Consider the following 12493-nt stretch of genomic DNA (forward strand, 5'->3'; position numbering starts at 1 on the left):
AGACGGATAGGGTCGTGTGGGTATCGCTACCGCGTGAGGAGCATCGTGCGACCCTGGCCCGGCAGGCCGTATCCGCTAGGCGCTGGTTATGACGGCGTAGGAACGAATTTCGCCCTGTTCTCCGAAGTTGCCGAGTACGTGGAGCTCTGCCTCTTCGACGACGACGGCACAGAGACACGCGTCCGGTTGCCCGAGGTGGACGGTTTCGTGCACCACGGCTACCTGCTCGGCGTCGGCCCCGGCCAGCGGTACGGGTACCGCGTGCACGGGCCGTACGACCCGGAGCGGGGCCTTCGCTGCAACCCCAACAAGCTGCTCATCGACCCGTACGCGAAGGCCATCTCCAACGGCCTCGCGTGGGATGAAGCGCTCTACGGCTACAAGTTCGGCGCGCCCGAGGAGCGCAACGACGCGGACTCGGCGCCGTTCGTGTCGAAGTCCGTGGTGGTCAACCCGTTCTTCGACTGGACGAACGACCGCTCGCCCAGGACGCCGTACAACGAGAGCGTCATCTACGAGGCGCACGTCCGCGGCCTCACGATCGACCACCCGGAGATCCCGCCGCGACTGCGCGGCACCTACGCGGGACTCGCGCACCCGGTGATGATCGACCACCTGATCAAGCTGGGCGTGACGGCGGTCGAGCTGATGCCCGTGCACCAGTTCATCAGCGACCACACGTTGCAGGAGCGCAGGCTCAGCAACTACTGGGGCTACAACACGATCGGGTTCTTCGCGCCGCACGACGGCTACGCGGCCATGCCGCTGAACCAGGTGCAGGAGTTCAAGGGCATGGTCCGCGCCCTGCACCAGGCGGGCATCGAGGTCATCCTCGACGTGGTCTACAACCACACCGCCGAGGGCAACCACCTCGGGCCGACGCTGTCCATGAAGGGCATCGACAACCTGGCCTACTACCGGGTGATGGACGACGAGCCCAAGTTCTACATGGACTACACGGGCACCGGTAACTCCCTGAACGTGCGGACGCCGCACACGTTGCAGCTGATCATGGACTCGCTGCGGTACTGGGTGACCGAGATGCACGTCGATGGCTTCCGGTTCGACCTGGCGGCGACGCTGGCGCGGGAGTTCTACGACGTGGACCGGCTGGCGACGTTCTTCGAGGTCGTGCAGCAGGACCCGGTGGTGTCGCAGGTCAAGCTGATCGCCGAGCCGTGGGACGTCGGTCCCGGTGGGTACCAGGTGGGCAACTTCCCGCCGCTGTGGACGGAGTGGAACGGCAAGTTCCGCGACACCGTCCGGGACTTCTGGCGCGGTGAGCCGGCGACGCTGGGCGAGTTCGCCTCGCGCATCACCGGGTCGTCGGACCTGTACCAGGACGACGGCCGCCGGCCTTACGCGTCGATCAACTTCGTCACCGCCCACGACGGCTTCACGCTCAACGACCTGGTGTCGTACAACGAGAAGCACAACGAGGCCAACGGCGAGGACAACAACGACGGCGAGAGCCACAACCGCTCGTGGAACTGCGGCGTCGAGGGACCGACCGACGACGAGGAGGTCGTGGACCTGCGGGCCCGCCAGCGGCGCAACCTCATCGCCACCCTGATCCTGTCGCAGGGCGTGCCGATGATCCTGCACGGCGACGAGTTCGGCCGCACGCAGAACGGCAACAACAACGCCTACTGCCAGGACAACGAGGTCTCCTGGGTCGACTGGTCGCTGCTGGAGCGGCACGCCGAGCTGGTCGACTTCACCTCGGCGCTGACCGCGTTCCGCAAGGCCCACCCCGTGTTCCGGCGCAAGCGGTTCTTCGCGGGCCGGCCGATCCGCAAGGGCGACGAGCTGCGCGACATCGCGTGGTTCACCCCCTCCGGTGAGGAGATGACCGAGCAGAACTGGGAGGACGACTTCGGCAAGTGCATCGTCGTCTTCCTCAACGGCGAAGGCATGCCGGACCTCGACTCGCGCGGCATGCGCGTGGTCGACGACTCGTTCCTGATGGCGTTCAACGCACACCACGAGGACATCCAGGTGACATTGCCCGACAGCTCTTACGGTACCGAGTGGACGGTCGTGGTCGACACCGCGACCGGCCAGGTCGGCGGTGCCGGCAAGAAGCCGATCGCGGCGGCGGGCAGCCTCGCGCTGACCGCGCGCTCGCTGGTCGTGCTGGAGAGGACCGCCTGATGGGCGCCCCGTACTCCACCTACCGCATCCAGTTCACCCCCGGCTTCACCTTCGCCGACGCCGGGAACATCGCGGACTACCTGCACCGCCTCGGCGTGCACGGGCTCTACGCGTCACCGCTGCTGGAGGCGCGCGAAGGCTCCACGCACGGCTACGACGTCACCGACCCGACCCGCACGCGGGAGGAGTTCGGCGGCAAGCAGGCGCGCGAAGCGTTGCAGGACAAGCTGACCGAACTCGGCATCGGCCTGTACGTCGACATCGTGCCGAACCACATGGCCGTGCCGAACCCGTGGTGGGAAGACGTTCTGGAGAAGGGCCAGGAGTCGGAGTACGCCAAGTACTTCGACATCGACTGGTCCTCGGGGCGGGTGCTGCTGCCGGTGCTGGCCGAGGACGCCGAGGACGAGGAGCACGACCACTTCGTCAAGGTGAACTGGCGGCGCGGCAACCAGGAGCTCAACTACCGCCGGTTCTTCGACATCACCGAGCTGGCCGCGATCCGGGTCGAGGACCCGGACGTGTTCGACATGACCCACTACGAGGTGCTGCGGTGGGGCGCGGAGGGGCTGCGGATCGACCACCCGGACGGCCTCGCCGACCCCGGCGGCTACTTCCGGGCGCTGCGCGCGAAGTTCGACGGCTGGATCGTCGTCGAGAAGATCCTCGGGCCGGACGAGACGCTGCCGCAGAGCTGGCCGGTCGACGGCACCACGGGCTACGACGCGCTGCGCGAGATCTGCGGCGTGTTCATCGCGCCGACGGACGCGTTCGAACCCCGTGACGGGCAGCCGACCTTCCACGAGGTCGAGCACGCGTCACGCCGCCAGGTCGCCGACTCGATCCTGGTCGCCGAGGTGCGCCGGATCGCGCGGCTGGTGAAGGACGTGCCGTTCGAGGACGCGTGCGCGGCCGTCGCCGAGGTGATGGTCAACTTCCCGGTGTACCGGTCCTACCTGCCGGAGGGCCTGGAGCACTGGGACACCGCGGTGCGGCTGTCGTCCTCGCCCGCGGTCGAGGCGCTGGACGAGCAGGTCCGCGCCGACCCGCACGGCGAGCTGGCCACCCGCATCCAGCAGACCTCCGGCATGGTCGTCGCCAAGGGCACCGAGGACACCGCGTTCTACCGGTACACGAACTTCGTGGCCCTCAACGAGGTCGGTGGCTCACCAGACCGGTTCGGCATGCCGGTGGAGGAGTTCCACCAGCGCGCCGCCGCCCGCGAGGCCAGCTGGCCGCGGTCGATGACGACGCTGACCACCCACGACACCAAGCGGTCGGAGGACGTGCGGGCCCGGCTCGCCGTGCTGGCCGAGATCCCGGACGAGTACCTGGCGTTCGAGGAGACCATGACCGCGCGGCACGGGCTGTCCGAGCCGTCGCTCAACCGGCTGGCCTGGCAGTCGCTGCTCGGCGCGTGGCCGATCACCGAGGACCGGCTCGCGCAGTACCTGGAGAAGGCCTCGCGCGAGGCGAAGGTCAAGACCTCGTGGGTCGACCGCGACGCCGAGTTCGACGCCGAGGTGGCCGCGTGGCCCGCGAAGGTGCTCGGGCTGCCCGAGGTCGCCGCGTTCGCCGAGCGGCTCACGGTGCCGGGCTGGTCGAACTCGCTGGGCCAGAAGCTGGTCCAGCTCACCGCGCCCGGCGTGCCGGACATCTACCAGGGCACCGAGCTGTGGGACTACTCGCTGGTCGACCCGGACAACCGCAGGCCGGTCGACTACGAGCTGCGCAGGGAGCTGCTGGCCCGCATCGAGGACGGCTGGGTGCCGGAGGTCGACGAGACCGGCGCCGCGAAGCTGCTGGTGGTGCACCGGGCGTTGCAGGCCAAGGCCCGCGGTTTCCACGGCTACCGCCCGCTGCGCGCGGAGGGACCCGCCGCCGAGCACGTGCTCGCGTTCCAGCGCGAGCACGTCATCACCGTCGCGACCCGGCTCCCGGTCGGGCTGGCGCGCAAGGGCTGGCAGGGCACCGCGCTGCCGCTGCCCGGTCCGGAGTGGACGGACGTGCTCACCGGGCGGCCGGCGACCGAGGACCTGGCCGCGCTGCTCGACCGCTACCCGGTGGCTCTGCTCGTGCGAGGGGAATCGTGAGCTTTTCCGTGTGGGCACCGAAGCCCGAGTCCGTGCACGTCCGGGTCGACGGCGTCGACCACGGGATGAAGCGCGACGGCGACTGGTGGCACTGCGACGTGAGCGGCACCGACTACGCGTTCGTGGTCGACGGCCAGGCGCTGCCGGACCCGCGGTCGCTGTGGCAGCCGAACGGCGTGCACGAGGCGTCCCGCGTCTACGAGCACACCTACGAGTGGCAGGACGGCGGCTGGACCGGCCGCGCGCTGCCCGGCGGGGTGATCTACGAGCTGCACATCGGCACGTTCACGCCCGAGGGCACGTTCGACGCGGCGATCGGGAAGCTCGACCACCTGGTGGACCTGGGCATCACGTTCGTCGAGGTCATGCCGGTCAACAGCTTCGACGGCGTCGAGGGCTGGGGCTACGACGGCGTGCTGTGGGGCGCGGTGCACGAGCCCTACGGCGGGCCGGACGGCTTCAAGCGGTTCGTCGACGCCTGCCACGCCCGCGGCCTGGCCGTGCTGCTCGACGTCGTCTACAACCACCTCGGTCCGTCGGGGGCCTACCTCGACCGGTTCGGCCCGTACTTCGCGGGCAGCAACGACTGGGGTCCCGGCCTCAACCTCGACGGCGCCGGCTCCGACGAGGTGCGCCGGTACGTGCTCGACAACGCCCTGCAGTGGCTGCGCGACTTCCACGTGGACGGGCTGCGGCTCGACGCGGTGCACGCACTGGCCGACCGGAGCGCGGTGCACCTGCTGGAGGAGCTCGCGGTCGAGGTGGACGCGTTGTCGGCGGCGGTCGGGCGGCCGTTGACGCTGATCGCCGAGTCCGACCTGAACGACGCGAGACTGGTGACCGCGCGGGAGGGCGGGGGAACGGGCCTGCACGCGCAGTGGTCGGACGACCTGCACCACTGCCTGCACGTCGCCCTGACGGGTGAGACGTTCGGGTACTACGCGGACTTCGCGGCACCGGGAGCGCTGAAGAACACGCTGGAGGGTGTCTTCTTCCACGCCGGCACCTGGTCGTCGTTCCGGGAGAAGCACCACGGCAAGCCGGTCGACACGGCGTTGATCCCCGGCCACCGGTTCCTGGCCTACACCCAGAACCACGACCAGGTCGGCAACCGGGCGGCCGGTGACCGGTTGCCCGCATCCGTGCCCACCGGGAAGTTGTTGTGCGCGGCGGCGATCGTGCTGTGCTCGCCCTACACGCCCATGATCTTCATGGGGGAGGAGTGGGCGGCCTCCACGCCGTGGCAGTTCTTCGCGTCCTTCCCGGACCCGCAGCTCGCCGAGGCGGTCAGGACCGGGCGGCGCAGGGAGTTCTCCCGCCACGGGTGGGGCGAATCAGACGTACCGGACCCCATGTCGCCGCAGACCGTGGAGAACTCGCGGCTGAGGTGGGACGAGGTCGGTGAGGGGGAGCACGCGAAGGTGTACGAGACCTATCGCGCGCTGATCGCGTTGCGGCGCTCCCGCCCCGAGCTGGCCGATCCGCGACTCGACCGGTTCGTGGTGGAGCAGGACGGGGAGTGCTTCGTGCTGCACCGCGGGCAGACCCGCGTGGTGGTCAACCTGGGCACGACCCCCGTCCCGCTGCCTCACGGGGATGTGCTGCTGACCTCCTCGGCGAACCCGTCGTCGCTTCCTCCGGACTCGTTCGCCGTGGTCGCGTTGACGTGATCCCACAACACCTGGTCGGCCGGGTTCACCGGCCGGCCGAGGTGGGCGTGCACGAACGCGGCGACCAGGCGGTCGGCCGCGACGTGCAGCTTGATGTTGTGGTGCTGTGATATCTGCACCAGCAGCTGGAACGCCTGCTGGGGTGTGCAGGGTTTGCGTGCGGCGATCAGGCCCGTGGCCTGCCCGATGACGGTCCGTGACGCCAGGGCCTTGCGCAACCCTGCCACCTCGGCCTCGAGGGCGGTGATTCTCGCGGACGACACCGCCGGCTCCTTTCACGTCGTCATGGTCACAGCGGCATGCCGGTGGGACGACGACGCTCCAGGTAGCTCATCTTGCGAAGGGCGGGCACACCCAGAGCAAGCCGTCTCATCGGCTTGCGGCTGGGTTCTCAACCGCGAGTGATCACCTTATCAACTGTTTGGATCGCTGCTCGCCGGGTAACCGGTCGGCGTAGCTGACCGCTAGTGGAGGAGCCTGATCCATGGGTGCCGACGAGAAGTTCGAGAACAAGGCCGAGGAGCTCAAGGGCCGCGCCAAGGCCGCGGTCGGCGACGCCACGGACAACGAGCAGTGGCAGGCCGAGGGCCGCGCGGAGCAAGCCAAGGGCGCTCTGAAGCAGGCCGGCGAGAAGGTCAAGGATGCCTTCCGGTCGACCAAGTAAGGACACCGCGTCCGCCGCCCAGTTCGTCCCCGAGGGGAAGAGCTGGGCGGCGTTGCGTTCTGCTGCCGCCGGCTGCCGCGGGTGCGAGCTGTACCGCGACGCCACCCAGACGGTGTTCGGCGAGGGGCCGGTGAAAGCCCGGCTGATGATGGTGGGGGAGCAGCCCGGCGACCGCGAGGACGTCGAGGGCCACGTGTTCGTCGGCCCGGCGGGCCGGTTGCTGGACAAGGCGTTGGCGGCCGCGGGCATCGCCCGGCCCGACGTCTACCTCACGAACGCGGTGAAGCACTTCAGGTTCACCGCGCGCGGCAAGCGCAGGATTCACCAGCAGCCACGGCGTTCCGAGGTCGTCGCGTGCTTCCCGTGGCTGCGCGAGGAGCTGCGGGTGGTGAAGCCCGACCTGGTGGTGTGCCTGGGTGCCGTGGCGGCGAAGGCGTTGCTGGGGCCGTCGTTCAAGCTCACCGAGAACCGGGGCCGGGTGGTGGAGCACGACGGGCTGCGGGTCGGCGTGACCGTGCACCCGTCGGCCGTACTGAGGGCCGAGGACTTCACCGAGTCCTATGACGCGTTCGTCGCCGATCTCACGGTGCTGAAGAAGGCGCTCTGAGGTTCGGTCGTCTCGGTGCGGTTCCCCGGAAATGGGACAACCCCCGGACGACTCCCGCGTGAGCGGGCCGAGCGGGACCAGCGCTCGAAGTCCGGGGGTCGGGTGGCTGCCTGGGTTTCGCCAGGCGTCACCGAGGGCTGGTCCTAGCGGACAGCCACCTCACGAGTCCGATAGCTATACAACTTTGGACCACCTCCTCTCTTGTGTACTTCGAACCTATGCGTTGGTCGGCCGCCCGTGCAACGGACTTTTCTCACGCCGACCGGAGGGCGGAGTTCGCGTAGAATCCGCGGGCATGGTGCGCATCCCCTTGAGTTCGCTGCAGCGGGAGCGGGGCAGGCGGCTCGGGCAGTTGCTGCGCGACGCGCGCGGCCAGGAGAGCATGGTCGAGATCGCCGCCAGGGCCGGTCTGTCCGCCGAGACGGTGCGCAAGATCGAGACCGGTCGCGCCCCCACACCGTCCTTCTTCACGATCGCGGCGCTAGCCGGCGCGCTGGGCATCTCCCTGGACGCGCTCAACGAACTCCTGACCCCTCAAAAGTCAGCCTGACCCCCTCTGCTGTTCAGGCAAGAGGGAGTCAGGGCAGGGTCAGGATTGTGGGGCCGTCGACGGTGATGGCCACGGTGTGTTCGACGTGGGCGGCGCGTGAGCCGTCGTCGGTGCGCAGGGTCCAGCCGTCGTCGTCGCTGCTGTAGCCGTCACGGCCGCCGGCGTGCAGCATCGGTTCGAGGGCCAGCACGACGCCGGGCACGAGCTTCAGGCCCTCGCCGGGCTTGCCCTCGTTGGGGACGAACGGTTCCTCGTGCATCGCGCGGCCGATGCCGTGACCGCCGTGGTGCCGGAGCAGGCCGTAGCCGCCGGCACGGGCCACGGAACCGATGGCGTGCGAGATGTCACCGATCCGCGCGCCCGGCCGGGCGGTGTCGATCCCGGCCCGCAGGGCGCGTTCGGTGCAGTCGATGAGCGCGAGGTCGGCGTCGGTGGCGGTGCCGATCACGAAGCTGGTGGCGGCGTCACCGCACAGCCCGTCGACCACGGCGCCGCAGTCGATGCTGACCAAGTCGCCGTCACCGAGCACCTGCGGCCCCGGGATGCCGTGCACGACGGCGTCGTTCACCGACGCGCAGATGACACCGGGGAACGGGCTGGGCGACCACCGCGGGTGGTAGTCGAGGAACGGCGACGTCGCACCGGCCCCGAAGATCACCTCCCTGGCCACCTCGTCGAGCTCGCGCAGGGTGACCCCCGGTGCGGCGTGGGCACGGCACGCGGCGAGGGCCCGTGCGACGACGCGACCCGCTTCGCGCATGACGTCCAGCTCGGCGGCGGACTTCAGTTCGATCACGGTATAACTATACCGAACCGGGCAAGCAGGGCCTGTGCCGCAAGCGGTTCAGCCGGCGGTGCTCCGCCGTGCCGACCTGGCCACGCCGACGGCCGCGATGACCGCGAACAGCACGCCGGTCGACAGGATCTGGCCGCGGGCCTGGGAGTCGGCCAGCATCAGCCCGACGATCCCCACGATCGCCGCCAGCGCGAGCCACGACAGGTACGGGTAGCCCCACATCGGCACGACCGGGTCGGCGATGCCGCGGCGCATCCGCAGCTGCGACACGGCGATGAAGCCCCACACGACCAGCAGGGCCGAGCCGACGGCGTTGAGCAGCAGCAGGAACACCGTGTCCGGCCACAGGTAGTTGAGCCCCACCGACACGAAGCCGAACGCCACCGACGCCAGCACGGCGTTGCGCGGCACGCCGTTCCTGCGCCGCAGCAACGACTTCGGCGCCTCGCCGCGGTCGGCGAGCGAGGACAGCATCCGGGCCGCGCCGTACAGGGTGGCGTTGATGGCGCTCAGCAGCGCCACGAAGATGACGACGTTCATGATCTGCGCCGCGCCCGGGATGCCGATCCTGGTGAGCACCGCCACGTACGGGCTCGCGCCGACCTCGGAGTCGTTCCACGGCAACAGGGTCACGACGACGGCCATCGAGCCGAGGTAGAACACCAGCAGCCGGGTGACCGACGTGCGCACCGCCTTGCCGATGGCGCGCTTGGGGTCCTCGGCGTCGGCGGCGGCGATCGTGACGACCTCCAGTCCGCCGAACGCGAACACGACCGCCATCAGCCCGGCGACCACGCCGCCCCAGCCGTGCGGGAGGAAGTCGCGCAGGTTGCTCACGCCGGGGGAGTCCACACCGGGCAGCAGACCGAGGACCGCGGCACCACCGAGCAGCAGGAACAGCACGATCGCGGCGACCTTGAGGCCCGCGAACCAGAACTCGAACTCGCCGAAGTTCCGCACGTTCGCCAGGTTCACCGCCGTCAGCACCGACATGAACACCAGCACCCAGGCCCACTGCGGCACGCCGGGCAGCCACCCGGACGCGATCTTCGCCGCCCCGGTCGCCTCGACCGCGAGCACCACGACGACCGCCGACCAGTAGCCCCAGCCGACGGTGAACCCGGCCCACGGCCCGATCGCCTTCTCCGCGTGCACCGAGAACGCGCCCCCGCTGGGGTGTTCGGCCGCCATCTCCCCGAGCATGCGCATCACGAGCAGCGCGAGCAGCCCGGCGAGCCCGAACGAGATGAGGACCGCCGGTCCGGCGATCGCGATTCCCGCCCCTGTCCCGACGAAGAGACCGGCGCCGATCACGCCGCCCAGTGCGATCATGGTCAGGTGGCGTTCACGCAGGTGAGTCACGCTCTCCAGCCCCGTTCGAGTGTGCCGATGGCGGCCCGATAGTGAGTTCATGGCGGCGGGGAGTCAAATCGTGTGATCGGCGTTACACCTCGATCAAGTGAGGGTGAGATCCATGAGCTCGCCTAAGGGAGTACTACCGCACCCCGACACGTTCTCCGCGGCCCAGCAGCGCTACTCGGACTGGGGCTGGCTCGTGCTGCGCTCCGAGAACAGGCTGCTGCTGACCACGGACCACCAGGTCTCCGCCGTCGAGCTCGGTTCCGCGATCGGCGAGGAGGTGCGGCACTACCTCGCCCTGCGGATGCTCGGCGGACCGGTGGTGGCGCTGCCGGGGGCTCCCGGGCGGTGGCTCCTGCTCACCGAGTCCGCCGACGAGGCGTCGCAGGTGAACCTGATCCGCCTGCGGGCCCGCGGCGCGCTGACGCACCGGCTGGGCACGCTCGTGCCGCTGCCGCCGTCGCGGATCGACCGCGGCGGTGTCGGCTGGCTGGGGGAGACGCCGGTGGACCGGCCTTTCCTGCCGCCGTTCTCGGCCGTGGTGGCCGCGCTGCGGGCGGTCACGGAGACCGCCGCGCTGCGCTGACCCCGCCTCAGCCGAGCAGGAGCGACTTGCCCAGCGTCGTGCGCTCCTCCAGCGCCCGGTGCGCCTTCGCGGCCTGCGTCAACGGGTAGGTCGCGCCGATCACCGGGCGGAGCCGGCCCCGTGCCGTGAGCGCGAGCGCTTCCGTGAGCAGCTCGTGCACCGTGGCCGGAGCGGGTGGACCGTCTGCCAACGGGTTGTCCACGTGCACCTGCCGTTGCCGCGCGAGCTCGGGGTCGATGTCCGCGAAGCCGTCCGACGTGCCGTAGGTGACGAAGTGCCCACCCGCGGCCACGGTCTCGAACACGGCCCGGCCGAGCGGCCCGCCCGCACCGTCGAAGGCCACCTGCACGCCGTCGGTCGCGTCGAGCACGCGATCCTGCCAGCCCTCGGCCGAGTAGTCGACGGTGACGTGCGCTCCCAGGTCCTCCGCCAGGGCGAGCTTGCGGTCACCGCGGGCCGCCGCCACGACCAGGGCCCCGGCGGCACGGGCCAGCTGCACGAGCAGGGAGCCCGCGCCACCCGTCGCGGCGGCCACCAGCACCCAGTCACCCTCGCCGATCTCCACGCGGCGCAGGAGGTTCAGCGCCGTGACGCCGTCGTGCAGCAGCGCCGCCGCATCGGGCGAGCCCAGGCCATCCGGCACCGCGACGACGTCACCGACCGGCACGACGACCTGCTCCGCGTACCCCGCGGGGCCGCGCGCGACGACGTGCCGGCCGACCCACGCCGGGTCCACGCCCTCGCCTGCCGACAGCACGTGTCCCGCACCGCCCCCACCGGGCACGTAGGGCGGGTGCGTGGGGAAGTACTCGTGGCCCCAGCCCCGCCGCAGCAGCGTGTCGAGGAAGATCACGTCCGCGGCCGCCACCCCGACCACGACCTGTCCCGGCCCGGCGACCGGGTCCGGCACCTCCTCCGCGACGAGCACCTCGGGACCACCGAACCCGTGCACGCGAACAGCCCGCATCACAACCCCCACCTCGACGACCGGTCAGGACGCCGACCCCAGGAGCTCCACTTGGCTGGAGATCAAGGCGCTCGCCCGGTGCTCGCGCGGGCCACGAGCGTCGTCGGGAGCTCCCGCGTCCGGGCCTCGCCACCGCCGAGGAGGTCCGTCAGCAGGTCGACGGCGACCTGACCGCCCTCCTCGGTCGGCATCGTCACGGTCGTGAGCGCGGGCGAGCACATCGCCGCGTACAGGATGTCGTCGAACCCGGTCACGCTCACCTGCTCGGGCACCCGCACGCCGCGCGCCGCCAGGTGGCTGAGCACGCCGAGCGCGACCAGGTCGTTGTAGGCGATGAACGCCGTCGCACCGGTCGCCAGCGCCCGTTCGGCCGCGACCAGCCCGCCGGCGAAGTTCGGCTCGAACGACCCGAGCAGCTCCGCACGGCCCCGCAGGCCCTGCTCCCGCCGGTGGTTCGACCAACCGGCCGGACCGCCGAGGTAGACGTGGTGCGCGTGCCCCAGCGACTCCAGGTGCGCGACGACCTGGTCCATGCCGAGGGCGCTGTCCATCAGCACCGACGACACACCGGGCACGACGCGGTTGAGCAGCACCAGCGGTGTGGCGTCCGCCAGCTCGGCGACCTGCTCGTCGGACAGCAGCGACCCGCACAGCACCAGGCCGTCGACCTGCGCGGCCATCGTCCGCACCAGCTCGGCCTCGACCAGCGCGTCCTTCCTGCTGTCGCAGAAGAACACCGAGGTGCCCGCCTCGCCCGCCCGCGTCTGCACGCCGCGCAGCACCGCGGGGAAGAACGGGTTCTCCAGGTCGGGCACCACGATGCCGAGGTTGCCGGTGCGCCCGGTGATCAGGCTGCGGGCGGCGCGGTTGGGCTGGTAGCCCAGCCCGCGCACGACCTCCAGCACCCGCTGCCGGGTGGCCTCGCTGACCAGACCGGGTGCGCTGAGCGCGCGCGAGACCGTCGACGCGGAGACCTGCGCCTGGCGAGCGACATCCCTGATCGTGACGGCCACGCGAGCCATCATGGCAGCACCGCGACCGGCTCAG

General features: G+C 70.6%; 12 protein-coding genes. 7 read left to right on the top strand and 5 right to left on the bottom strand.

Features of this window, described 5'->3' with window-relative positions:
- The first annotated feature begins 45 nt into the window (after nt 1–45).
- From glgX to treZ, 3 genes are read left to right on the top strand one after another with little or no spacing between them, the layout of a single operon-like run.
- A complete protein-coding gene (gene glgX / locus AB0A63_RS26540; protein ID WP_360396142.1) occupies nt 46–2154 on the top strand; it encodes a glycogen debranching protein GlgX in 2109 nt (702 codons plus the stop codon).
- Entirely contained in the window at nt 2154–4247 is a 2094-nt protein-coding gene (gene treY / locus AB0A63_RS26545) for a malto-oligosyltrehalose synthase (protein WP_360396144.1), read from the top strand. The genes glgX and treY overlap by 1 nt, the downstream gene beginning before the upstream one ends.
- Nucleotides 4244–5917 (top strand): malto-oligosyltrehalose trehalohydrolase, encoded by a 1674-nt coding sequence (gene treZ, locus AB0A63_RS26550; protein ID WP_360396145.1) that lies wholly within the window; start codon nt 4244–4246, stop codon nt 5915–5917. The genes treY and treZ overlap by 4 nt, the downstream gene beginning before the upstream one ends.
- On the opposite strand, the gene AB0A63_RS26555 is transcribed toward treZ, so the two are convergent.
- Nucleotides 5836–6180 (bottom strand): ANTAR domain-containing protein, encoded by a 345-nt coding sequence (locus AB0A63_RS26555; RefSeq protein ID WP_360396146.1) that lies wholly within the window; start codon nt 6178–6180, stop codon nt 5836–5838. The genes treZ and AB0A63_RS26555 overlap by 82 nt on opposite strands.
- A gap of 221 nt (nt 6181–6401) precedes the next feature.
- On the opposite strand from AB0A63_RS26555, the gene AB0A63_RS26560 reads away from it, so the two are divergent.
- The 3 genes from AB0A63_RS26560 (at nt 6402) to AB0A63_RS26570 (ending at nt 7738) form a co-directional block, all read left to right on the top strand.
- Nucleotides 6402–6581 carry a CsbD family protein gene (locus AB0A63_RS26560; RefSeq protein WP_360396148.1) on the top strand — a complete coding sequence of 60 codons (180 nt, stop codon included), beginning with the start codon at nt 6402–6404 and terminating at the stop codon, nt 6579–6581.
- Nucleotides 6559–7188, top strand: coding sequence for a UdgX family uracil-DNA binding protein (locus AB0A63_RS26565; protein WP_360396149.1), 630 nt, complete (start codon nt 6559–6561; stop codon nt 7186–7188). Before AB0A63_RS26560 ends, AB0A63_RS26565 begins: the two co-directional genes overlap by 23 nt.
- Nucleotides 7189–7483: 295 nt before the next feature.
- Nucleotides 7484–7738, top strand: coding sequence for a helix-turn-helix transcriptional regulator (locus AB0A63_RS26570; RefSeq protein ID WP_360396151.1), 255 nt, complete (start codon nt 7484–7486; stop codon nt 7736–7738).
- A gap of 28 nt (nt 7739–7766) precedes the next feature.
- On the opposite strand, the gene map is transcribed toward AB0A63_RS26570, so the two are convergent.
- Both map and AB0A63_RS26580 read right to left on the bottom strand, forming a co-directional pair.
- Complete coding sequence (gene map / locus AB0A63_RS26575) at nt 7767–8534, bottom strand: type I methionyl aminopeptidase (RefSeq protein WP_360396153.1); 768 nt, start codon at nt 8532–8534, stop codon at nt 7767–7769.
- Between the two features lie 48 nt (nt 8535–8582).
- Nucleotides 8583–9896, bottom strand: coding sequence for an amino acid permease (locus tag AB0A63_RS26580; RefSeq protein WP_360396155.1), 1314 nt, complete (start codon nt 9894–9896; stop codon nt 8583–8585).
- A gap of 112 nt (nt 9897–10008) precedes the next feature.
- On the opposite strand from AB0A63_RS26580, the gene AB0A63_RS26585 reads away from it, so the two are divergent.
- Nucleotides 10009–10479 carry a hypothetical protein gene (locus AB0A63_RS26585; RefSeq protein ID WP_360396157.1) on the top strand — a complete coding sequence of 157 codons (471 nt, stop codon included), beginning with the start codon at nt 10009–10011 and terminating at the stop codon, nt 10477–10479.
- 7 nt (nt 10480–10486) lie between these two features.
- Here AB0A63_RS26585 and AB0A63_RS26590 read toward each other — a convergent pair whose 3' ends face one another.
- A complete protein-coding gene (locus AB0A63_RS26590; protein WP_360396158.1) occupies nt 10487–11446 on the bottom strand; it encodes a zinc-binding dehydrogenase in 960 nt (319 codons plus the stop codon).
- A 62-nt stretch (nt 11447–11508) separates the two neighbouring features.
- Nucleotides 11509–12471 (bottom strand): LacI family DNA-binding transcriptional regulator, encoded by a 963-nt coding sequence (locus tag AB0A63_RS26595; RefSeq protein ID WP_360396160.1) that lies wholly within the window; start codon nt 12469–12471, stop codon nt 11509–11511.
- Nucleotides 12472–12493 lie beyond the last annotated feature (22 nt).

This window comes from Lentzea sp. NPDC042327 (assembly GCF_040647275.1).
Taxonomy (GTDB): Bacteria; Actinomycetota; Actinomycetes; order Mycobacteriales; family Pseudonocardiaceae; genus Lentzea.

Excerpts from the sequence above, each read along its gene's own strand:
- treY (WP_360396144.1), top strand. The coding sequence starts at position 2,154 with ATGGGCGCCCCGTACTCCACCTACCGCATCCAGTTCACCCCCGGCTTC.
- AB0A63_RS26560 (WP_360396148.1), top strand. The coding sequence starts at position 6,402 with ATGGGTGCCGACGAGAAGTTCGAGAACAAGGCCGAGGAGCTCAAGGGC.
- AB0A63_RS26565 (WP_360396149.1), top strand. The coding sequence starts at position 6,559 with ATGCCTTCCGGTCGACCAAGTAAGGACACCGCGTCCGCCGCCCAGTTC.
- AB0A63_RS26570 (WP_360396151.1), top strand. The coding sequence starts at position 7,484 with ATGGTGCGCATCCCCTTGAGTTCGCTGCAGCGGGAGCGGGGCAGGCGG.
- AB0A63_RS26585 (WP_360396157.1), top strand. The coding sequence starts at position 10,009 with ATGAGCTCGCCTAAGGGAGTACTACCGCACCCCGACACGTTCTCCGCG.
- AB0A63_RS26590 (WP_360396158.1), bottom strand. The coding sequence starts at position 11,446 with ATGCGGGCTGTTCGCGTGCACGGGTTCGGTGGTCCCGAGGTGCTCGTC.
- AB0A63_RS26595 (WP_360396160.1), bottom strand. The coding sequence starts at position 12,471 with ATGATGGCTCGCGTGGCCGTCACGATCAGGGATGTCGCTCGCCAGGCG.